We start from the raw sequence: 20,722 nt of genomic DNA on the forward strand, positions 1-20,722 counted from the left end.
GATGTCCCGCCCACGACACGTATCGACAGTCGATCGCGGGGTGACGCTCCGGCTGCTCGGACTGGCACATGCCCCATCCCGCACCGAGCACTCGGAAAGTGGGGCGGGTCACACACCCGCGGGTGAATCGTCAAAGTTCAAATACTAGGGTTCGCCCGTGCGCGTACTTCTGGTGGAAGACGACGAGCCGGTCGCCGAGTCGCTCCGGCGCGGGCTGCTGCGCTATGGCTTCGAGGTGGACTGGGTCACCACGGGCCAGGAGGCCCTGACGTCGGCCGGCGCCCCTCGTGATCCGTACGACGTCGTGCTGCTCGACCTCGGGCTGCCCGACGCCGACGGGCTCGATGTGTGCAAGGCGCTGCGGGCGGGCAGCGACGTGCCGATCATCGTGATCAGCGCCCGCAGCGAGGAGACCGACCGGGTGGTCGGGCTCGAGCTCGGCGCGGACGACTACGTCTCCAAGCCGTTCGGCGTGCGCGAGGTCATCGCACGGATACGAGCGGTGATGCGGCGTATGCAGCCGCGCACACCGGCACAGGAGTCCGGCTCCGACCGCTACGGCTCGCGCCTGACGATCGACCGCAAGGCGGCCCGCGTCCACCTGGACGGCGAGGAGGTGGCCCTCGCGCCCAAGGAGTACGACCTCCTCGCCTTCCTCACCGAGGAGCCGGGCGCACTGATGTCACGCGAGCAGATCATGGAGGCGGTCTGGGACGCGAACTGGTTCGGGCCGACGAAGACGCTGGACGTCCATGTGGCGGCGCTGCGGCGGAAGCTGGCGGGGGCGGTCACGATCGAGGCGGTGCGCGGAGTCGGCTTCCGCCTGATCGTGAACGAAGACGGACAGCCAGCATGATCCGGCAGCTGATCGTCAGCTATGTGCTGCTCGTCGCCGTCGCCGTCGCGGCCTTCACCGTTCCGGTCGCCTTCACGCTCACCGACCAGCTGCGCGGGGACACCGAGCTGTCCGTACGCCGTGAGGCCACAACCATGGCCCTGCTGCTGGGTGCCGAGAACGATCCCTCGCGTGACGCGCTGACCGAGATGGCCGAGGCCTACGAGCTGCAGACGCCCAGCACCGTCCAGGCGATCACCGCCGACGGCTCCGGCGTGGGCACGATCTCCCGGCTCTCCCTGGACGACCCCGCCGTGGCCCGGGCCCTGGAGGACGGCCGGCCCACCGTCGACTGGGGCTCCTCGTTCGTCTGGGGGCCGTACCTGGTGATCACCGTCCCGGCGGTTTCGCGGACGGACGAGGACGAGACCGTGGGCGCGGTCCGCATCCGCTACAAGACGTCCGAACTCACCGAGCGGCTGTGGACGATCTGGGGCTTCCGGGCGATCCTCGCCGTCGCCGTACTGGCCTTCGCCGCCGGACTCGGCGCCGTCGCGGCACGCCGTCTGACCCGCCCGCTGCGCCAACTGAACGACATGGCGAGCCGGTTCAGCGACGGCGACCTGACCGCGCGTTCACCGGTGACGGGACCGCAGGAGACCCAGACGCTGGCCCGCACCCTCAACCAGGGCGCCGAGCGGCTCGACACCCTGATGGCCGCCCAGCGCATCTTCGTCGCGGACGCCTCACACCAGCTGCGCACCCCGCTGACGGCGCTCCGGCTGTCCCTGGACAACATCGCGGACGGCGTCGACGACGAGTTCGTCCGCGAGGACGTGGAGCAGGCCACCGCCGAGGTGGTGCGGATGAGCCGCCTCGTCAACGGCCTGCTGGTACTGGCCAGAGCTGAGGCGAAGGTGTCGGCGGCGGAGCCGCTGCCGCTGCGGGACATCGTGCAGGAACGCCTCCATGTGTGGAGGCCGGCCGCCGAGGAGCGCGGAGTCACCATCGCGCTCGGGGGGGTTGCCGACGGCCGGCCGCTTGTGCTGACCAGCCCCGGTCACCTGGACCAGGTCCTGGACAACGTGCTGTCCAACGCCCTGGAGGTCTCACCGGACGGCGGCACGATCACCGTCCGGGTGGAGCCGCGGGGCGACGAGGTGGAGCTGGCGGTGCTCGACGAGGGCCCCGGCATGTCCGACGCCGAGAAGTGCCGCGCCTTCGACCGCTTCTGGCGCGGCCAGGGCCTCACCGGGCGCTCCGGCTCCGGCCTCGGCCTCGCCGTCGTCAAGCAGCTGGTGACGGACGACGCCGGGACCGTGGCGCTGCGGGACGCTCCCGGCGGTGGCCTGTGCGTGGCGATCAGCCTTCGGGCATCGCAGAGGAGTGGTGGTTGACGATCTTCCACTCCCCGTCCACCTTCTCGTACGCGTACGTGTAGCGGGCCTCGACGGTGCGCTTCTCGCCGGTCTCGTGGTCGGTGAGCGCGAACGCGTACACGCCGGTGTCGATCGCCGAGTTCGCGTCGAGGACGTCGACGTGCGTCTTGACCTTCGTGCCGACCGGCTTGTTCTGCAGGAAGTGCTCGAAGTAGTCGACGATCCCGGCGCGGTCGACACGGACCTCGTTGGACACCGTGGGCAGGAGGACGGCGTCGCTCGCGTACAGGCCCGCCACCTTCTCGGCGTCGCCTGTCTGCAACGCGGCGTTCCAGTCGTCGAACAGGCCGGCGATCTCGGTCTTGCCGGGCTTCCCGTAGTACTCGCCCCCTGCGACGCCGACACCGACGGTGAGGGTGCCGGCGGCAACGAGGGCGGTGGCGGTGACGATGGCGGCACGCTTGCTTATGGAACGACGGGTCATCGCAGTCTCCGTTGCAGGTCTGGGGGTTGGCTTCCGCCGCTTCGTCTGCGGTGGAAGTGACTCCAGACTCGCGTTTGACCGGTTAGGGCCCGACCAGCGCACGTCCAGCCCTCGTACAAGCCTCGTCCAATTCACGAAAAGCGACGGCCGGCACACGGCTTCTCAGTCCACGAACTCCTTGAGTGCCTCGGTCTCCAGAGTGAGACCCACGGGGTCCGGGATCTTCACGGCCGCGCCGAAGGGCTCCTTCACCTGGCGGCGGTAACGGCCGTCTTCCGGGTGCGTGAATACGGTGACCGAGCAGTCGTCGCGGTCGATGAGGAGGTAGACGGGGATACCGGAGGCCGCGTAGCCGTCGGGCTTCTCCATACGTGTGAACCAGTCCGTGTCCGGATCACCCGCGGTGACCTCGACCGCCATGAGCACCCCACCGGGGTCGCTCCAGTCCCCGTGCCCGACGAAGTGTCCGGCCAGTGCGAGCACGCCATCAGCGCTCACCCGTCCCATGCCGTCGGATTCCGTACGCAAGCCCCGGTACACATAGAGCCACGGGCTCCGTGCTCGCCCAGCCCACAGCCCCTGCAACCAGGAGATGATCTCGCTCCGATTGCCGTCCGGCCCGCGCTTCACCGCCAGACGGCCTCCGATGAACTCCAGCCACACCGTCTCCGGCGCCCGGCGAGCGAGTTCCTCGAAGTCCTCGACCGGCATCTGGGGGCGGCGGCGCCGGTCCGGAGCTCCGGGGACGACTGCCGCCGCACCCAGCCTCGTCATGGCCGCTCGACTCGGATCCACTTACGGCCCGCGCAGTCGACCAGGGAGCGGATGTCGCCCAGGTCGTCGGTGACAATCGGGAGTCAGGTCACTTGCGAACTGGCCATCTGCGTAAGCGAAACGCTCGCGGTCGCGAGTCTCCAGCAGCACCATCGGCCCCATGACCGCAGCGGGAATGGCTGCAGCGAACGACAGCACCTGCAGCGTTACGTTGCGTAGCTGCGCCATGCTCAGGAGATGGCGCAACTGCTCCTCGCCCACATACGGGCCCCGCAGGACCGCCTCATACACAACGAAGCACAGCGCGACTGGCGGCTTACGTGAGAAGAGCTCCTGGCGCTCCATACGGGCCGCAACCCGCTGTTCCACCGTCTCCTCGTCGAGCGGCGGGCAGTGATTGCCAATGAGCTCGCGCGCGTATGCCTTCGTCTGCAACAAGCCGGGAATCAAGGCGACTTCGTACCAGCAGAGGCTGCACGCCTCGCGTTCCCGCGCCATGTAGTCCTGCGACCGCCTCGGAAACTTCTCCCGCTGCAAGTAGTCCTTGGCCGCACTCAGCAGCCCTTCCGCATGACACAACTCATCCGCCACATCCAACACGCGCGGCGTCGGCATCCGTACGCCCTGCTCCATGGACTTGATCGTGTCCGGAGAGTAGTTGGAGGCCTCGCCGAGTTTCTCACGGCTGACGTTCGCCTTCGTGCGCCAGCGCTTCAACTGGTTGCCGCTGTAGCGCCAGGTGGCGGGCGAAGGCTCGGAGTTGTACTGCACTGACACAGCGATCGCCTCCAACGGATACACCCCGACGAGTAGCACCTCAGTCGCTACCGAGCGTAGACAGGCGACCGCCACCGTGTGACCATGACGAACGCGATTCAACGGCCTCGGCCCGACTGGGTTCCGGCCGCCGGACATCAACTCCACCGAACCGGCGTCCACTTCGACGCCATTCGCATTCAGGGCGTACGCGGGGAGCAGGTGGCCGCGCGCCTCATCGCGGCCGCCGACGGTGACGCCGGACCTGTCGTCTGCGAAGCCCTCGGCTTCCGGTGGATGTACTTCCTGTTGCCGCCGGGCACGGCCAAGGACCACGCGTGGCCACTCGGCGTACAGCGGTTCGGCGGCGCCGGGTGCCGTACCGTCACGTACATCGGCATCCCGGCCCTCGACGGCAACACCTGGCCACTGCGGTGGTACTCGGAACCAACACCGACCGCACCGTACGTGGACCCGAGCCGACTGCGCGCGGCACTGGGCTGTCTCACGCTGTGACTTCGGGACCCCGTCGGACCACGTGGAGTCAGGCCGCGCCGACCGTCCGGTCCCCGTACTCGATGGTCACCGTGATCCTGGCCCCAAGTGCCTCCGCATAGGTGCGCATCGTCTCCAGGTTGTGGATCTCACCCCGCTCGATCTGGGAGACCGGGCTTGGGAGATCCCCAGCGACTGGGCCACCTGGCCCTGCGTCAACCCCTGCTCCTCGCGGATCTCCCGCAGGTGGTATCCCACCACGTGCGCCTCGGTTGCCGTACGCGCCGCCTGTTTGCGGGACTCCCATTCGGCGTCGGATACCTCGGGTTGGTTCTCCCGCATCCGGCGCTTGACCTCTGCCCAGCTGCTGTACTGGGTCATCGGCCTTCCCGTCCGCAGCCGCTGCGGTGGTACGGGGAAGCCTCCCCCGGCTGCACGTAAGGGGCTGCCGGGGGGCTACGTGCCGCACTAGCCGGCGTACCGGCGCCGGACTCGCATTCCGGTGGTTGCCGTGATCGCGGCGCCCGCCAGCACCAGCCCAACGCTGGTCGCGGCCAGCCTGGCCACGGGAACGGGCGCACCGGTTTCGGGCAGGGCGCCACCGGGGCAGGTGCCGCCGTTCCCATCAGCACCTCCAGTGCCACCACCACCGCCGCCGCCCGTGCCACCAGCGCCTGGGCATCTGTAGCTGTCCGTCACGGAGACGCGGCTGGTGACCCCCTCACTGATCGTGGTGACAGCCGGGTCGATCACGACATCGGCGCCGAGGGCGGCCCGCTCGTTCTCGCCCGTCGCTGTCTCCCTCACGGTGCACCGCGTGCCAGTCGGGATGCCGTTGACCACCGGCTGCGGATAGGTGCCGGCCGCCGCGCCCGCGGCGATGGCGAACTCACGGTCGAAGGTGCCGTCCGGATCGTCGCAGTCGAGTTCGATGACCGCGATTCCTTGCGAGCCGGCTCGCGGACCCGCGATGGTCTTGACGACCTGCAGGGAACCGAGCGCCCGCGCATAGGTGTTGGTGATGGATACCTGCTGGGTCTCCTCGGAGGCGATCGTGATGGTGGTGGGGTCGATGACGGTCGTGGCACTGACGAGGCCGTTGTCGCCGTCCGAGCTCTCGGTGATCGTGCACACGCTGCCGGCCGGGATGCCGGTGAGCGACCGGGAGTGGTCACCGGCGGGCGTGCCCGCTGCGAAGGTCACCGTGCGCTGCTGGTCGAGGTCCGAGTCCGGGTCCCCGCAGTCGACCTGGATCACCTTCTCGGACTGGAGCCCCGCCGCTTCTCCGTCGATCCCGAGGTTGAACTGCACGGCGCCGGCGGGGAACGGCTGGAGCACCGCGCCGGCCCGCACTACCAGTTCGGTCTCCTGCGCCATGACGAGCGTCTGGGCGTCCTCCAGACCGGGGTTCGTGCCGTCATAGAGCAGAACCGTTCCTTCATGGACGGTGGTGACGCGTTCGAGGACGAAGCCCTGCGGGTCGTCGTCCGAGACGCTTCGGGCCCACAACTGCGCCCCAGGCTGCACCACGTCGCCGTCCTGGAGCTGGTTCGTGCCCGCCGCGTCGGTGGACACCTCGACGCCGGTGATCTCGATCGTCGACGGGCCGTCCGCGGTCACCGTGAACGGGCCCACGATCTCCCCGGTCGCCGGCGCCGCCAGTTCTTCGGGCGTGACCGTGAGTTCCGGTTCTTCCGGCTCCGCGCTCGGCCCGTTGGCCAGCGCGTCCGCGACGATGGCCGACGTGAACGTTCGCACGGTGGCGCTGGTACCGGTGGTGGCCAGGACGTAGTTGTCCGTGAAGAACCAGATGGCCGCCTGTACGGCGGCCGCCCGGTTGGCGACGGTGGCCCCCGCGGGTTCGCCGGTGGTCGGGTAGTAGTTCTGCAGGATGTACTCGACGTAGCCGAGGTTGGTGACGTTCGCCTCGCTCCACTCGCCGATTTCGTAGTTCACCCCGACCTCGGTGTCGCTGTGCAGGTCGATGCAGTACGTGAGGCCGGTTCGCCCGCTGATCGGGTCCGCGATCACGATCGTCCCGGCGAACGCCGCGGCGTGCACGGTGGATCCGTCGGGAATGGTGGCCGGGTATCCGTCGAGCGGGTCGAAACTGTCGGGCGCCGTGGAGCCGTTGACGGTGGACCCGCTGCCGGTACCGGTGATCACGGCCTCCGTGAACAGGCCCGCCGGATCATTGAACACGGGGGTCGGCTGGAACTCCGCGAACGCCGCCGTGGAGTTGGCCAGGGCTACGAGCACGCCAGCCACACCAAAGACCACCGTACGCATGGCCGTCTTCGCGAGCGACCGGCACAGCCGGAGCACGCGGTCTTGGTACCTGATCAATATGTCCCGTCCCCTGCAGAGGTGAATGGGGTATTGAAGAGGTTTCAATACCCCATGCGGTCATTCAGTGACTTTTCGGACATATATTGACAGCGTGTCACGCAGGGTTGACGGCGACATGGTGACAGCCGGTACGGGCCACGCTCACGACGGACCAATCACACATGCGTACGAAAATTCCGGCAGCTCCGGAAGAAGCTCTGGCCGGACTCCGGTGATTACTTGACCGTCCGCGCGCGCATCCCCAGCGGGCCCGCGATCTCCCTCGCCATGACCTTCCCCGCCTCCTCCGCGAGCACCTCGTCGCCGAGGTCCTGGTCCGTGTCGAGACCGTCCAGCTCCTCCAGGGGCTGGTTCAGGCGGACATGGGCGACCAGGGACTGCAGGGCGCGCAGGGCGGCCGAGGCCGTGGAGCCCCAGTTGGAGAAGTACGAGAACTGCCACCACCACAGGGCCTCGACGGTGCGGCCCTCGCGGTAGTGGGCCATGCCGTGGCGCAGGTCCGCGACGACATCGGCCAGGTCGTCCGAGATCCGGCAGGCGACCGGCGCCTTCCGCGGCTCGTACGGGTCGAAGACCTCGGAGTAGACGTCGACCGGGTCGAGGATGACGGCGAGGCGCTCGCGCAGCTCGTCCACATCCTGCTCCGGGCCCAGGTCCGGCTCGTAGCGCTCCTCCGGCACGAAGTCCTCGTGCGCGCCCAGCCTGCCTCCCGCCAGCAGCAGCTGCGACACCTCGAGGAGCAGGAAGGGCACGGCCGAGTCCGGCTCGTCGCCCTTCGCGACCTCCTCGACGGCGACGAGGAAGCTGCCGACCTGGTCGGAGATCTGGACGGCGAAGTCGCCCGGATCGTTCGTGACCGTGTTCAGCGTGGCGTCAGACATCTAGGAGTCGTCTCCCCTCGAAAGCGCGGCCCAGAGTGACCTCGTCCGCGTATTCCAGATCGCCTCCCACCGGGAGTCCGCTGGCCAGACGGGTGACCTTGAGGCCCATGGGCTTGATCATGCGCGCGAGGTACGTGGCCGTGGCCTCGCCCTCCAGATTCGGGTCCGTGGCCAGGATCAGCTCGGTGACCGTGCCGTCGGCGAGACGGGCCAGCAGTTCCCGTACCCGGAGATCGTCGGGACCCACGCCCTCGATCGGGCTGATCGCGCCGCCCAGGACGTGGTAGCGGCCGCGGAACTCCCGGGTCCGCTCGATCGCCACGACGTCCTTGGGCTCCTCGACGACGCAGATCACTGCGGGGTCGCGGCGCGGGTCGCGGCAGATGCCGCAGTTCTCCTCCTGGGCGACGTTGCCGCAGACCGCGCAGAAGCGGACCTTGGCCTTCACCTCGAGGAGCGCCTGGGCCAGCCGGCGCACGTCCGTGGGCTCCGCCTGCAGGATGTGGAAGGCGATCCGCTGCGCGCTCTTGGGACCGACGCCGGGCAGCCTGCCCAACTCGTCGATGAGGTCCTGGACCACGCCTTCGTACAACGGACTGCCTTCCTTTTGCTGCTTCGGTACGTACCGTGCTTCTTCTCTCTTGGCACGTACGGTAGTTGGCCGCGCCTGTTCCTAGAAGGGAAGGCCCGGAATGCCGCTGCCGCCGCCGAGTCCCTGGGCGAGCGGGCCCAGCTTCTGCTGCTGCAGCGCCTGTGCGTTCTCGTTCGCCGCCTGGACCGCCGCGACGATCAGGTCGGCGAGGGTCTCGGTGTCCTCCGGGTCCACGGCCTTCGGGTCGATCTGCAGGGCGAGCAGCTCGCCTGAGCCGTTCACCGTCGCCTTCACGAGGCCGCCGCCCGCCTGGCCGTCGACCTCCGTCGCCGCGAGCTCCTCCTGCGCCTGGGCGAGGTCCTGCTGCATCTTCTGGGCCTGCTGCAGCAGCTGCTGCATGTTGGGCTGGCCACCACCGGGGATCACGATCAGCTCCTGGGACTGGCTGGGACTGGGAAGTACGGCTGGATTCCCGACCGGCCGGGTGCTCGCCGGGGCTGGATTCTCGCCGTGTTTCTGCGGTTCTTCACCTGGCACGAGCCTACGTGGTCAGGGTGGCGCGCGCTCCAGCACTCTTTCGAGTGACGCGGCGGGGACCCCTATATCTGATCAAGACCCCCTTCCGGGCGGAAAGACCTCGAAACAGCCCTCATGCCCACCCATTGGGCGGTAGGAAGGGTGCCGCGCTTCAGCATCAGGCGCCGCACATTCATCGCACGTTCATCACGTACTGCAGCAGGAAGCAGCAGGTAGGGAGTGCCGGGTGAGCCAGCCGGAGATGCAGCCCGAGGGGCCGCCGCAGGTGGAGCGGGGCGAGCGTGGAGGGGCCGGGCGGGACGACGACCTGGCGGGGCGGCCGTTCCCCCTCGGGGACTGGGGCGAGCCGGCCGAGCGGCTCGACGAGCTGTACCGCTGGGTGGAGCGGGGCGCGCTGACCACCGCCGAGTGGTATCTGAGAGACCGGACCTGGAAGCGGCGGGGTGCACGTGCGCTGCGGGCCGGGACGGCGCTGGGCGCGGTCGTGGGGGCCGCACTGCCCGTACTCGATCTGACACGGGTGGTCGGCGGGGTGGCGCCCTGGGGGTGTCTGGCACTGCTGCTCGCGGTGGCCTGCGCCGTGGGCGACCGGTACTTCGGGCTGACCGCCGGGTGGATGCGCGACGTGGCCACGGCACAGGCCGTGCAGCGGCGGCTGCAGGCTCTGCAGTTCGACTGGGCGTCGGAGTGCGTACGGGAGGTGCTGGGGCCCACCGAGGGCACGGCCGGTGAGGCCGCCGAGCGGTGCCTTGGGGTGCTGCGGCGGTTCTCGGAGGATCTGACGGAGCTGGTGCGGGCCGAGACCGCGGACTGGATGGTGCAGTTCCGGTCGGGGGCCCTGCCGCTGGGGATGCGGGCCGGGTGTGCGGACGGCGGGGCGCGGATGCCCGAGGGGCCCCCGCCGGGGCGGCTCCTCGGGCCGCCCGTCGCGCCGGGGGCTCGCCCCAATATGCCGCGGCAGCGGCCGCCGGAGCCGCGGTGACTGCCGCAGGAGCCGCGGTGACGGCTTGCCCTGCGGGGATCAGCTGAAGATGATCATGGAGCCTTGCGCGAGGCTCCGCGTCGCGGCCGCGTGAAGCCCCAGCCACACATGGCGTTCCCGCGCGAAGGGACTGTCTTCGTGGGGAGGCTGCGCCGCCGGTTCCTCCAGGGCCGTGGGCGCCGCGGGCGGGGCGGGGGCCGCCGGAGGGTTGGCCGGGTCGATGCCTATCGAGGGGGCCACGTACTCCAGTTCCCGCAGGAGCGCCTGCGAGGAGCCCAGCGGACCGCCCCCGGCCAGGAGCTCGTCGTTGGTGAGCGGCGCCGGGAAGTCCACCGGGACGTACGCCCCCGCGTGGTCGTAGTGCCAGACCAGGTGGGACTGCTGGGCCGTCGACTCGAACATCTCCAGGAGCTGTTCGTAGTCGCCGCCCAGCTCGTCGACGGGCGTGACGGCCAGCCCGCAGATCTGCAGCAGATACGCGCGGCGCAGAAAGTGCAGCGCGTCGTAGTCGAAGCCGGCCACGGGCGCCACGTCCCCGGACAGGCCCGGCATGTACGCGTAGACGGGGACCGGCGGCAGTCCGGCCTCGCCCAGTGCCTTGTCGTAGAGCGCGAGTTCCTCGGCGAACGGATTGTCGGGGCTGTGGCACAGCACGTCGACGAGCGGGACCAGCCAGAGGTCACATGCCAAGGGAGCTCCTCGCGTAGCGCTTCACGGTGGTCAGGGCAGCGTAGTGCCGGAGCCGGTCCCTGAGCTGCCCTGCTGCAGATCCCATATCCAGACACACAGCGGTCATTCCGCAGCCAGTCGCTCGATGAGCTCGAGGGAGTGCGCGTGGTACCCGGCGATGATCGAGAACGCGGCGTTTCTGTCCCGTCGCACGAACGCGTCGACGAGTTCGGTGTGGCCGGACCACAGCACGCCTTTGAGATCGTCGACACGGCGCAGATAGGGGACCGCGCAGGCCCAGGACTGGACGAGCAGGCGGTGCAGGAAGTCGGAGAGATACGGGTTGCCGAAGAGCACGGCGAGCTCGCGCCAGAAGCGGATGTCGTAGCCGATGAGGACGATCAGGTCACCGGCGACCGCGGCGCGCCGGGCCTCCGCTCCTCGGCGGCGTACGGCAAGCAGCGTGGCGGCGATGGTGGCGGCCTGGCCTTGCCCCGGGGCCTGGCCTTGCCCCGGGGCCTGGCCTTTCCCGAGCGCCTGCCCGTCCCCGTGGGCCCGTCCTTCCTCGTGGGCTCGCCCGTCCCCGTGGGCCCGCCCGTCCCCCGGCGTCTGCCCGTGCCCGGTGGCCTCGGACTCGGCCGTAGGCGGTGTGGTCGCCTCGCGCCGGCGGCGGAGGGCGTCGATGTCCCGGAACATCGCCTCCGCGATCAGGCCGCGCGCTTCGACGAGACTGCGGTAGTCCGCTATCGAGAACTCGTGGACGCAGAATCCGCGGTGCTGGACGGAGTCCAGCATGCCCTGCGCGGAGAGGTCGACTAGGGCCTCGCGGACAGGGGTCGCCGAGACGCCGTACTGCTCGGCGATCTCCTTGACCGTGAACTCCTGCCCCGGCTCGAGACGTCCGGCCAGCACCTCGTCACGGAGCGCATCGGCGATCTGCTGTCGCAGAGTGCTGCGGGTGACGGCGCTGCCGCGCATGGCGAGGTCCCTCTCGGTGTTGCTCTACGGGCACGCCAGCCTACGCGGATCAGTGCGGTGTGCACCGGTTGTGGTGCAGACCACTTGTGGTTCAGACCACGGACCTGTGCCGCCGTGGGCCGTACGACCTGTGCGCAGCACGGCCGCCGGGGCCCCGACGTCGGTGAGCCCCGGCAGCCGGCGGCAGCTCAGACGGTGTACTCGTCGGCAACAGACAGCGCCTCGTCCAGCGCCGCCAGCCCCTCCTTCGCCTCGGCCTCCGAGATGGTGCACGCAGGCACGACATGGGTGCGGCTCATGTTCACAAAGGGCCACAGACCGTTCTTCTTCGCGGCGGCGGCAAACGCCGCCATGGGCGCGTTGGCCTCCCCCGCCGCGTTGTACGGCACCAGCGGCTCCCGCGTCTCCCGGTCCCGTACCAGCTCCACGGCCCAGAACGCACCCATACCGCGCACCTCCCCGACGCTCGGGTGGCGCTCGGCGAGCTCGCGCAGGCCGGGTCCGAGCACCGTCTCCCCAAGGTGCGCCGCGTGCTCCACGACGCCCTCCTCCGCCATGACGTTGATCGTCGCGACGGCGGCGGCGCAGGCCAGCGGGTGTCCGGAGTACGTGAGCCCGCCCGGGTACGGCCGGCGGGCGAAGGTCTCGGCGATGGCGCCGGAGATCGCGACGCCGCCGAGGGGCACGTACCCGGAGTTGACGCCCTTGGCGAACGTCATCAGGTCGGGCGTCACGCCCCAGTGCTCGGCCGCGAACCACGTGCCCGTACGGCCGAAGCCCGCCATCACCTCGTCCAGGACGAAGACGATGCCGTACCGGTCGCAGATCTCACGGACGCCCGCGAGATAGCCGGGCGGCGGCACCATGATCCCGGCCGTGCCAGGGACCGTTTCGAGGATGATCGCGGCGATCGTCGCCGGCCCCTCGAAGGCGATCGTGTCCTCGAGGTGCTGCAGTGCGCGCCGGCACTCCTGCTCCTCGGTCTCCGCGTGGAACGGCGACCGGTAGAGGAACGGCGCCCAGAAGTGGACGACGCCCGCCGAACCGTTGTCGGACGGCCAGCGGCGCGGGTCGCCCGTGACGTTGATCGCCGTCGAGGTGGCGCCGTGGTACGAGCGGTAGGCGCTGAGGACCTTGTGGCGGCCCGTGTGCAGACGCGCCATACGGACGGCGTTCTCGACGGCCTCCGCGCCGCCGTTGGTGAAGAAGATCTTGTCCAGGTCGCCGGGGGTCCGCTCGGCGATGAGGCGCGCGGCCTCCGAGCGGGCCTCGACGGCGAAGCCGGGCGCGAAGGTGACGAGCTTCCCGGCCTGCTCCTGGATGGCCGCGACGACCTTCGGGTGCTGGTACCCGATGTTCGTGAACACGAGGCCGCTGGTGAAGTCCAGGTAGCGGTTGCCTTCGTAGTCCCAGAAATACGACCCCTCGGCACCGGCGACGGCAAGCGGGTCGATGAGGTCCTGCGCGGACCAGGAGTGGAAGACGTGCGCGCGGTCCGCGGCCTTCACGGCCGCGCCGGTCTGGGAAAGGGGCTGAGAGGTCATGCGGGCGAGCGTAGGTGTGGCCGGCGGCTACCCGGTATGGGCGTCCTGTCTGCGGTCCGCTGCTTTCCGCGACAGTGTGTCGCGTGCCCGGCCACCGAAACACATTGACAGCACACTGTCCTTTTGACAGCATGCTCACAGCTGGAGAACGGCAGCCAGCCCCATCCCTCCCGGAGGCCATCATGACCGGCACGACCAGCCAGGGAACCGTCCGCAAGCCCGTTCATCTCGCCGTCTACGACACCTTCGCCGACTGGGAGACCGGCCACACCACCGCGTATCTCGCCCGGGCCGGCCACGAGATCCGCACCGTCGGCCCCTCCACCGAGCCGGTGACCACCATCGGCGGCCTCCGCATCCTGCCCGATCTGGCACTCGACGAACTCCGCCCCGAGGACAGCTCGTTGCTCATCCTCACCGGCGCCGACCTCTGGGACTTCGGCGACGACCTCGCACCCTTCGCCCGCAAGGCCCGCGCCTTCCTCGACGCCGGCGTGCCCGTCGCCGCGATCTGCGGCGCCACGGCCGGACTCGCCCGCGAGGGACTGCTCGACGAGCGCGCCCACACCAGCGCGGTCTCCTTCTACCTCGCCGCCACCGGCTACCAGGGCGGCAAGCACTACGTCGACGCCGACGCGGTGACCGACGGGAACCTGGTCACCGCCGGCCCGACCGAACCGGTCGCGTTCGCCCGCGAGGTGTTCAAACTGCTCGGGGTCTACGAGGGCGAGGTGCTGGACGCCTGGTACCGGCTGTTCCACGACTCGGACGCCGCGGCGTACGAGACGCTCCAAGCGGCGGAGGCCGGGAAGTGAGCGCGAAGCCGACGGCCAGGCGGCACGAGGAGGAGACCACCCGGCACCATCAGGACCTGCTCAGCAGCACCGCGCTCACCACCTTCCGCCTCAACGGCCAACTCCTCGCCGTCGCCGATGAGTTGGCGCGCCCGGCCGGGCTGACGGCCGCCTGGTGGCAGGTGCTCGGCGCGGTGCTGCGCGAGCCGCTGCCCGTCGCCGGGATCGCCCGCGCGATGGGCATCACCCGGCAGAGCGTGCAGCGCATCGCGGATCTGCTCGTCGACAAGGGCCTCGCCGCGTACGCCCCCAACCCCGCCCACCGCCGCGCCAAGCTCCTCGCACCCACGGACGAGGGCCGTGCCGCCGTCGCCAGGATCGGGCCGCACCACGCCCAGCTGGCCGACCGGCTCGCGGACGAGCTCGGCGAGGAGGCGTTCGCCGAGACCGTACGGGTGTTGGGGCTGCTCTCGGCGGCGCTCGACGCTGTTACGGAACCGTAGAAGCGGCTTGTCCGCTCTTGTCCCGGGCCCGCACTATTCTCGGTCTGATGCAGGTACGGGGGCACGTACCGGGGGAGGGCGCCGTGGCGCTGGAGAAACTGGGGTCCGGGGATCCGCGGGGAATCGGGGCGTACCGGCTGCTGGCGCGGCTCGGGGCGGGCGGGATGGGGCAGGTCTATCTGGCCCGCTCCGACCGCGGGCGCACGGTCGCGGTCAAGCTGGTCCGCCAAGAGCTCGCTGAGCAGGAGGAGTTCAGGAACCGCTTCCGGCTCGAGGTGCAGGCCGCGCGGCGGGTCGGCGGGCAGTGGACGGCGCCGGTGCTCGACGCGGACACCGAGGCGGCGATTCCGTGGGTGGCCACGGGGTATGTCGCCGGGCCGTCCCTCGGGGCCGTCGTGTCGCAGGACCACGGGGCGCTGCCGGAACGTTCCGTTCGGATTCTCGCGGCCGGGCTGGCGCACGCGCTGAAGGACATCCACGCGGCGGGCCTCATTCACCGGGACCTCAAACCGTCCAACGTCCTGGTGACCATCGACGGGCCGCGCGTCATCGACTTCGGCATCGCGCGGGCGCTGGAGACCGTGACGGACGGAGGCCTGACGCGGACCGGCGCGCTGGTCGGTTCCCCCGGTTTCATGGCGCCCGAGCAGGTGCGGGGCGACCGGATCACGCCGGCGTGCGACGTGTTCTGCCTCGGCTCGGTGCTGGCCTACGCGGCGACGGGCCGGCTTCCCTTCGGTACGGCCAACAGCGGTGTGCACGCGCTGATGTTCCGTATCGCCCAGGAGGAACCGGACCTGGACCGGCTCCCCGAAAGCCTCACCGACCTGGTCCGCGACTGCCTCCGCAAGGACCCCGCCGCCCGCCCCTCGCTCGACGACATCCTGCAACGCACGGGCGCGAACGACACGGTCAGCGACGGCCGCGCCCGCGATCCGTGGCTGCCGAGCACGCTGGTCGCCCAACTGGGGCGGCATGCGGTGCAGTTGCTGGATACGGAGAATCCGGATGGTGGAGGCGTGGCGGGGGCGGGGGCCGCTGGCGGGGGCGGGGCGCGAGCGGCCGCCGCGGGTGTGAGCGCGGCGGCCACCGCCGCGGGCGGGGCGCCCACCACCGGCTCTGGCGTGGCCGGAGCACCCGTCGCGGGTGCGGGCGGGGCGTCCGCCGCGGGTACGGGCGGGGCGTCCGCCGCGGGTACGGGCGGAACGCCCCACGCCGGTGCGGCCGGGACACCCGCCCCGGGTACGGCCGGAGCGCCCGCCGCGGGTACGGGCGGAACGCCCCACGCCGGCGCGGCCGGGACACCCGCCCCGGGTACGGCCGGAACGCCCCACGCCGGCGCGGCCAGGACACCCGCCCCGGGTACGGCCGGCGCGTTCGCCGCGGGCGTGGCCGGAGCATCCGCCGCAGGCGTGACCGGAACGCCCCACGCCGGTGCGGGCGGGGCGTCCACCGAGGGGCCGGGCGGGGCGTCCACCGCCCCCATGGCCGAGGTACCCGGGCCCGCGCGGCCCGACAGCGCTCCCGGAGCGAACTCGGCGGGGGCACCGAGGTCCGGTGCCGCGGAGGCGCGAGGATACGGTTCCGCAGCGGCGCCCGGCACCGCTGCGGCGGCAGCCGCGGACGGGCGTGGCCCCTCCGTGGCGCAGGGCGCCGCGCCAACGGGAGACAAGGGCCCCGGCCCCACCGGAGAGCCGGCCTCTACGCCCGCAAGCGCGCACAGTCCCGGAGCCGCCGGACCACACGGCGCCGCCGGACAACGAGAGCCCGCCCCGGCAGCGGCGCACAATGCCGGACCCGTCAGCGCACAAGGGCCAACACTCCCCGGAGCCCAAGAGGGCTCCGGCTCGGCAGGCCACGCCGGTGGCCCGTCCGAGGTCGCCGGAGAGGACACCCCACCGCCGCCCGGCGAGCCCGGGCAGGCGGCCGTCGACCACCTCCCCACGCAGATCTCCGGCTCCGCGCCGGTCCCCGCCCCGCGGCCCGCGAGCCACCCAGGTGCGCCCGGGTACGGCTATCCGCAGGGCCACGCCAAGCCCCACCCCTCGGCCTACGGTTACCCGCAGCCGGACGTGTACGGCGGCTCCACACCCCCGACCCCGCACGGACCGGGCGCCACCTCCCCGTACGGACCAGGCGGCGCCACATCTCCGTACGGACCGGGCGGCCCCACTCCCCCGTACGGCCCGGGCGACGCCACATCCCCCTACGAACCGAGCGGCGCCCCCGCCCCGCACGGACCCGGCGCCACCTCCCCGTACGGACCAGGCGGCCCCACACACCCCTACGGACCCGCCAACGCCACATCCCCGTACGACCCGGGCGGCCCCACTCCCCCGTACGAATTGGGCGGCCCCACTCCCCCGTACGAATTGGGCGGCCCCACTCCCCTGTACGGACCGGGCAGCACCCCTCCCCCGTACGGCGGCCCGGTCGTCGGCGCCGCGGCGATCGGGTACGAGCCTCCGCCCCGGAGTCGTCGTTCGACCATCGCCCTGGTCGCCGCCGCGCTCGTCGTGGCGGTCGGTGCGGGTGGGTCCGTCTATGCGGTGATGAAGGGCGACGGCGAACCGCTCGCCGGGGGCGACGCCAAGCCGTCGGCTTCCTCCAGTGCGCCCGCGGAGGCGGGCCCGCAGGCGCCCGGGACGAGCGGGACGCCCGAGTCCGGGAGCCCCGGGACGTCGCAGACGTCCCCGGCCGCCCCCGCCGACGGCGGGGTGCCGGAGAAGTACCTCGGCACCTGGACCGGCAGCATCGACAGCGACGCCGGCCGCAGCACCCGCCGCCTGGTCATCCAGCAGGGCGAGGTCGGTGACACCGTGCTGTCCCTGACCGCCGACGGGCCCGCCCAGGGTGGCGGAACGTATCACTGCGTGTTCCAGGCCGAGCTCGCGTCCGCCCCGTCCGGCGACGGACCTCTCCGTATCGGCCCGTCGACGGTGACGGTCGGCGAACCGGCGTCCTCCTGCACCCCGGGCGCCGCCACCACCCTCACGGTCCTGCCGGACGGCCGCCTCCGGCGCGTGAACACGGAAACGGGCGAGCAGTTGACGTACACGAAGGCCGACTGACCACGCTCGTTGAACTCCGGACGAACATCTGACGACCATTCAGGTGAACCGTTCCACCCCCGGCCCGCGGGCCGTACGGTGACCGGACCGGAGGGCCGGAAACCGGGCAGCGAGGGGGCGGGGGAACGTCGTGGAGTGGCTCAGCGCCGAGAACGTCGTAGCTGTCTGCACCGCCGTGCTCGGCATCCTGACCTCGGCCGGCGTGCTCTGGTACGAACGCCGCGTGCCCCGCCGCAAACGCATCGGCTACCGGGTGCAGCTCGACACCCCCATCGGCCGGGACGGCCACGGCGGCCGGGCGAACGTACGTCTCGGCTGGTTCGCCGAGGCCCCCGGCATGGAGGACGCCACGCTGGTCCTCCTGCGGATAGAGAACGACGGCTCACAGAGCATCGACGAGAGCGACTACACCCGACGCGAAGTGCACGGTCTGGAGGCCGTCTTCAGCGACCGGACCATCCGGGGCGTCGTCGTCAGCGTGCCCCGGGCCGCCGCCTATCTGATGGGCCATTTCACGGAGACCGCGGGCCTGCGCTACCACGGCGGGACCCTCTGCATCCCCCGCGTCCCGCTGAACAGGGGCCAGCACTACAAACTGCTCGTCGTCCTCTCGGGTGGGCGCGTCGGCCGCGAGGTCAGGATCGAGGGCGGCATCAAGGAGGGCGAGATCAAGCCCAACCGGTCCACCACGCCGGACGACAAGCCTCCGCTCTTCAGCCGCGCCGCCCGCGTGATCACCGTGCTGCTCACCGTCTGCGTCGTCGTCCTGGCCGGCATCATCGTCGTACGCGACGACTCACGCCCCCCGATGGGCTGCGCCAAAGGTGAGCTGACGATCACGGGATCCACGGCCTTCGCCCCGGTCCTCGAGGAGCTCGCCGACAAGTACGAGGAGGACTGCGAGGGTTCCACCGTCACGGTGGACACCCACGGCAGCACCGCGGGAATCCGCGCCCTGGCCGAGGCGGGCGCGGACGCGCAGGGCGGCTCCCCGGCGGTCATCACGCTCTCCGACGGCCCGAAGCCGAGCGGCTATGCGCAGCTGCGCGAAAGCCGGGTCGCCGTCTCCCTCTTCGCTCTCGTCCTGAACGACGAGGTGCCCCTGAAGAACCTCGAACTCTCCGACGTACGCCGTCTCTACCGCGGCGAGATCCGCAACTGGAACGAGCTCGGCGGCCCCGACCTGCCCGTACGCCTGGTCAGCCGCGACGCCAACTCCGGCACCCGGCAGGTCTTCCAGCGCCGCGTACTCGAGGCCGGCGAGCTCGCCAACACCTCGCTCGACTGCCTCAACAAGGACACCCCGGACGCCCCGGTGGTCCGCTGCGAACTCGACAGCACCGAGCAGGTACTCAAGACCGTGGCCAAGGTCCCCGGCGCCATCGGCTACAGCGAACTCCGCGCCGCCACCAGCCTCAAGGGCCTGCACCGCCTGAACCTCGACAACAGGCAGCCGTCCCTGGACGCCCTCGAACACGGCGCCGGCGACGGCTACCCGTACCGGGAGATCGAGTACGCCTACACCTACGGCCAGCCCCCCGCCGACTCCCTCGCCTCCAGCTTCCTGACCTATATGCGCCGAGGCAGCGGCCAGGACGTCATCCGCACCCACGGCCACCTGCCGTGCGCGACCCCGGAGGGGCTGCGGATCTGCGGCGAGGAGTGACACTGGGGACAGTACGACTGCGCCCCCGAGTCGGCCGAGGCCTCACGGGGGCGCAGTCGCCTTACGTCCTACAGGAACGAGTTGATCTGGATCGTCTCGTCGCGGCCGGGGCCCACCCCGATCGCGGAGATCGGGGCGCCGGACATCTCCTCCAGCGCCTTGACGTACGCCCGGGCGTTCTTCGGGAGGTCGGAGAACGACTTGGCGCCCGTGATGTCCTCGGACCAGCCCGGGAGCGTCTCGTAGACCGGCTTCGCGTGGTGGAAGTCGGACTGCGAGTACGGGAGCTCCTCGACGCGCTTGCCGTCGATCTCGTACGCGACGCAGACCGGGATCTCCTCCCAGCCGGTCAGGACGTCCAGCTTGGTGAGGAAGAAGTCGGTCAGGCCGTTCACACGGGTCGCATAACGCGCGATCACCGCGTCGAACCAGCCGCAGCGGCGGTCGCGGCCCGTGGTCACGCCCCGCTCGCCGCCGATGCGGCGCAGCGCCTCGCCGTCCGCGTCGAAGAGCTCGGTCGGGAAGGGACCCGCGCCGACGCGCGTCGTGTAGGCCTTGAGGATGCCGATGACCCGGCTGATCTTCGTCGGGCCCACACCCGTGCCCGTGCAGGCGCCGCCCGCGGTCGGGTTCGAGGAGGTGACGAAGGGATACGTGCCGTGGTCGATGTCGAGCAGCGTGCCCTGGCCGCCTTCGAAGAGGACGACCTTGTCCTGGTCGAGGGCGTCGTTGAGGATCAGGGTCGTGTCGGCGACGTAGCTCTCGATCTGGGCCGCGTAGCCGAGGAGCTCCTCGACGACCTGATCCGCGGAGATCGCGCGGCGGTTGTAGAGCTTGGTGAGCAGCTGGTTCTTGACGTCGAGGGCCGCCTCGACCTTCTGCTGCAGGATCGACTCGTCGTACAGGTCCTGGACGCGGATGCCGACGCGGTTGATCTTGTCGGCGTACGTCGGGCCGATGCCGCGGCCGGTGGTGCCGATCTTCCGCTTCCCGAGGAAGCGTTCCGTCACCTTGTCGACGGTGACGTTGTACGGCGTGATGATGTGCGCGTTGCCGCTGATCAGCAGCTTCGACGTGTCGACGCCGCGCTCGTTCAGACCGCTCAGCTCGGAGAGCAGGACCGACGGGTCGACGACGACGCCGTTGCCGATGACCGGAACGCATCCGGGGGAGAGGATTCCGGAAGGGAGGAGGTGGAGGGCATACTTCTGGTCGCCCACGACCACCGTGTGGCCGGCGTTGTTACCACCCTGGTAACGCACGACGTAGTCCACTGATCCACCGAGCAGGTCGGTGGCCTTTCCCTTGCCTTCGTCACCCCACTGAGCACCGAGCAGCACAAGTGCGGGCACAGGCGTACACCCCTTCCGGGCGGGGCATGTCCAGGGTCAGGGGGCCGAAGCCGCCCGTACCGGTGTGCCCCGGAATAGACG

19 protein-coding genes and 1 pseudogene are annotated in these 20,722 nt (G+C 70.7%); 8 read left to right on the forward strand and 12 right to left on the reverse strand.

Features of this window, described 5'->3' with window-relative positions:
• Positions 1 to 157 precede the first annotated feature (157 nt).
• A complete protein-coding gene (locus H1D24_RS04635; RefSeq protein ID WP_181656067.1) occupies positions 158 to 856 on the forward strand; it encodes a response regulator transcription factor in 699 nt (232 codons plus the stop codon).
• Positions 853 to 2,232: a sensor histidine kinase gene (locus tag H1D24_RS04640; protein ID WP_181656068.1), complete on the forward strand. Its 1,380-nt coding sequence runs from the start codon at positions 853 to 855 to the stop codon at positions 2,230 to 2,232. Before H1D24_RS04635 ends, H1D24_RS04640 begins: the two co-directional genes overlap by 4 nt.
• On the opposite strand, the gene H1D24_RS04645 is transcribed toward H1D24_RS04640, so the two are convergent.
• From H1D24_RS04645 to H1D24_RS04655, 3 genes are all read right to left on the reverse strand, one after another.
• Positions 2,198 to 2,698 carry an SgcJ/EcaC family oxidoreductase gene (locus tag H1D24_RS04645; protein WP_181656069.1) on the reverse strand — a complete coding sequence of 167 codons (501 nt, stop codon included), beginning with the start codon at positions 2,696 to 2,698 and terminating at the stop codon, positions 2,198 to 2,200. The genes H1D24_RS04640 and H1D24_RS04645 overlap by 35 nt on opposite strands.
• 162 nt (positions 2,699 to 2,860) lie before the next feature.
• Positions 2,861 to 3,472, reverse strand: a complete 612-nt coding sequence (locus H1D24_RS04650) for a Uma2 family endonuclease (protein WP_181656070.1) — start codon at positions 3,470 to 3,472, stop codon at positions 2,861 to 2,863.
• A gap of 21 nt (positions 3,473 to 3,493) precedes the next feature.
• Positions 3,494 to 4,243 (reverse strand): helix-turn-helix domain-containing protein, encoded by a 750-nt coding sequence (locus tag H1D24_RS04655; RefSeq protein ID WP_309484198.1) that lies wholly within the window; start codon positions 4,241 to 4,243, stop codon positions 3,494 to 3,496.
• Positions 4,244 to 4,327: 84 nt separating this feature from the next.
• On the opposite strand from H1D24_RS04655, the gene H1D24_RS04660 reads away from it, so the two are divergent.
• Entirely contained in the window at positions 4,328 to 4,744 is a 417-nt protein-coding gene (locus H1D24_RS04660; protein WP_181656072.1) for a hypothetical protein, read from the forward strand.
• Between the two features lie 66 nt (positions 4,745 to 4,810).
• Here the strand turns inward: H1D24_RS04660 and H1D24_RS04665 are convergent, their stop codons facing one another.
• The 5 genes from H1D24_RS04665 to H1D24_RS04685 all read right to left on the reverse strand — a co-directional run bounded on the left by H1D24_RS04665 (position 4,811) and on the right by H1D24_RS04685 (position 8,971).
• Positions 4,811 to 5,104 carry a helix-turn-helix domain-containing protein gene (locus H1D24_RS04665; RefSeq protein WP_309484199.1) on the reverse strand — a complete coding sequence of 98 codons (294 nt, stop codon included), beginning with the start codon at positions 5,102 to 5,104 and terminating at the stop codon, positions 4,811 to 4,813.
• A gap of 87 nt (positions 5,105 to 5,191) precedes the next feature.
• Positions 5,192 to 6,982 carry a thioester domain-containing protein gene (locus H1D24_RS04670; RefSeq protein WP_181656073.1) on the reverse strand — a complete coding sequence of 597 codons (1,791 nt, stop codon included), beginning with the start codon at positions 6,980 to 6,982 and terminating at the stop codon, positions 5,192 to 5,194.
• 305 nt (positions 6,983 to 7,287) lie between these two features.
• Positions 7,288 to 7,953: a DUF5063 domain-containing protein gene (locus tag H1D24_RS04675; RefSeq protein WP_181656074.1), complete on the reverse strand. Its 666-nt coding sequence runs from the start codon at positions 7,951 to 7,953 to the stop codon at positions 7,288 to 7,290.
• A complete protein-coding gene (gene recR / locus H1D24_RS04680) occupies positions 7,946 to 8,545 on the reverse strand; it encodes a recombination mediator RecR (protein ID WP_181656075.1) in 600 nt (199 codons plus the stop codon). The genes H1D24_RS04675 and recR overlap by 8 nt, the downstream gene beginning before the upstream one ends.
• A gap of 81 nt (positions 8,546 to 8,626) precedes the next feature.
• Positions 8,627 to 8,971 (reverse strand): YbaB/EbfC family nucleoid-associated protein, encoded by a 345-nt coding sequence (locus H1D24_RS04685; RefSeq protein WP_181656076.1) that lies wholly within the window; start codon positions 8,969 to 8,971, stop codon positions 8,627 to 8,629.
• A 337-nt stretch (positions 8,972 to 9,308) separates the two neighbouring features.
• Here H1D24_RS04685 and H1D24_RS04690 point away from each other — a divergent pair, with 337 nt between their 5' ends.
• The gene (locus H1D24_RS04690) at positions 9,309 to 10,064 is read left to right on the forward strand and encodes an SLATT domain-containing protein (protein WP_181656077.1); all 756 of its coding nucleotides are present in this window, start codon (positions 9,309 to 9,311) and stop codon (positions 10,062 to 10,064) included.
• A gap of 39 nt (positions 10,065 to 10,103) precedes the next feature.
• Here the strand turns inward: H1D24_RS04690 and H1D24_RS04695 are convergent, their stop codons facing one another.
• From H1D24_RS04695 to H1D24_RS04705, 3 genes are all read right to left on the reverse strand, one after another.
• Positions 10,104 to 10,754 (reverse strand): putative DNA-mimic protein, encoded by a 651-nt coding sequence (locus H1D24_RS04695; protein WP_181656078.1) that lies wholly within the window; start codon positions 10,752 to 10,754, stop codon positions 10,104 to 10,106.
• A gap of 102 nt (positions 10,755 to 10,856) precedes the next feature.
• Positions 10,857 to 11,711, reverse strand: a complete 855-nt coding sequence (locus H1D24_RS04700) for a GntR family transcriptional regulator (RefSeq protein WP_181656079.1) — start codon at positions 11,709 to 11,711, stop codon at positions 10,857 to 10,859.
• A 188-nt stretch (positions 11,712 to 11,899) separates the two neighbouring features.
• On the reverse strand, positions 11,900 to 13,255 hold the full coding sequence (locus H1D24_RS04705) for an aspartate aminotransferase family protein (RefSeq protein ID WP_181656080.1): 1,356 nt from the start codon (positions 13,253 to 13,255) through the stop codon (positions 11,900 to 11,902).
• 182 nt (positions 13,256 to 13,437) lie between these two features.
• Here H1D24_RS04705 and H1D24_RS04710 point away from each other — a divergent pair, with 182 nt between their 5' ends.
• From H1D24_RS04710 to H1D24_RS04725, 4 genes and pseudogenes are all read left to right on the forward strand, one after another.
• Entirely contained in the window at positions 13,438 to 14,070 is a 633-nt protein-coding gene (locus H1D24_RS04710; protein WP_181656081.1) for a type 1 glutamine amidotransferase family protein, read from the forward strand.
• A complete protein-coding gene (locus tag H1D24_RS04715) occupies positions 14,067 to 14,552 on the forward strand; it encodes a MarR family winged helix-turn-helix transcriptional regulator (protein ID WP_181656082.1) in 486 nt (161 codons plus the stop codon). The genes H1D24_RS04710 and H1D24_RS04715 overlap by 4 nt, the downstream gene beginning before the upstream one ends.
• An 89-nt stretch (positions 14,553 to 14,641) precedes the next feature.
• Positions 14,642 to 16,033 (forward strand): annotated as a pseudogene (locus H1D24_RS04720) (serine/threonine-protein kinase); the annotation flags it as partial.
• Positions 16,034 to 17,753: 1,720 nt separating this feature from the next.
• Positions 17,754 to 19,289 carry a substrate-binding domain-containing protein gene (locus H1D24_RS04725; RefSeq protein ID WP_181656083.1) on the forward strand — a complete coding sequence of 512 codons (1,536 nt, stop codon included), beginning with the start codon at positions 17,754 to 17,756 and terminating at the stop codon, positions 19,287 to 19,289.
• A 68-nt stretch (positions 19,290 to 19,357) separates the two neighbouring features.
• Here H1D24_RS04725 and H1D24_RS04730 read toward each other — a convergent pair whose 3' ends face one another.
• The gene (locus H1D24_RS04730) at positions 19,358 to 20,641 is read right to left on the reverse strand and encodes an adenylosuccinate synthase (protein ID WP_181656084.1); all 1,284 of its coding nucleotides are present in this window, start codon (positions 20,639 to 20,641) and stop codon (positions 19,358 to 19,360) included.
• Positions 20,642 to 20,722 lie beyond the last annotated feature (81 nt).

It is taken from the genome of Streptomyces himalayensis subsp. himalayensis (assembly GCF_013778455.1).
In the GTDB taxonomy this organism is placed as follows: Bacteria; Actinomycetota; Actinomycetes; order Streptomycetales; family Streptomycetaceae; genus Streptomyces; species Streptomyces himalayensis.

What these genes read in the sequence shown, in the direction of transcription:
- H1D24_RS04675 (WP_181656074.1), bottom strand. Translation starts at nt 7,953, where the DNA reads ATGTCTGACGCCACGCTGAACACGGTCACGAACGATCCGGGCGACTTC.
- H1D24_RS04665 (WP_309484199.1), bottom strand. Translation starts at nt 5,104, where the DNA reads ATGACCCAGTACAGCAGCTGGGCAGAGGTCAAGCGCCGGATGCGGGAG.
- H1D24_RS04650 (WP_181656070.1), bottom strand. Translation starts at nt 3,472, where the DNA reads ATGACGAGGCTGGGTGCGGCGGCAGTCGTCCCCGGAGCTCCGGACCGG.
- H1D24_RS04700 (WP_181656079.1), bottom strand. Translation starts at nt 11,711, where the DNA reads ATGCGCGGCAGCGCCGTCACCCGCAGCACTCTGCGACAGCAGATCGCC.
- H1D24_RS04705 (WP_181656080.1), bottom strand. Translation starts at nt 13,255, where the DNA reads ATGACCTCTCAGCCCCTTTCCCAGACCGGCGCGGCCGTGAAGGCCGCG.
- H1D24_RS04710 (WP_181656081.1), top strand. Translation starts at nt 13,438, where the DNA reads ATGACCGGCACGACCAGCCAGGGAACCGTCCGCAAGCCCGTTCATCTC.
- H1D24_RS04645 (WP_181656069.1), bottom strand. Translation starts at nt 2,698, where the DNA reads ATGACCCGTCGTTCCATAAGCAAGCGTGCCGCCATCGTCACCGCCACC.
- H1D24_RS04640 (WP_181656068.1), top strand. Translation starts at nt 853, where the DNA reads ATGATCCGGCAGCTGATCGTCAGCTATGTGCTGCTCGTCGCCGTCGCC.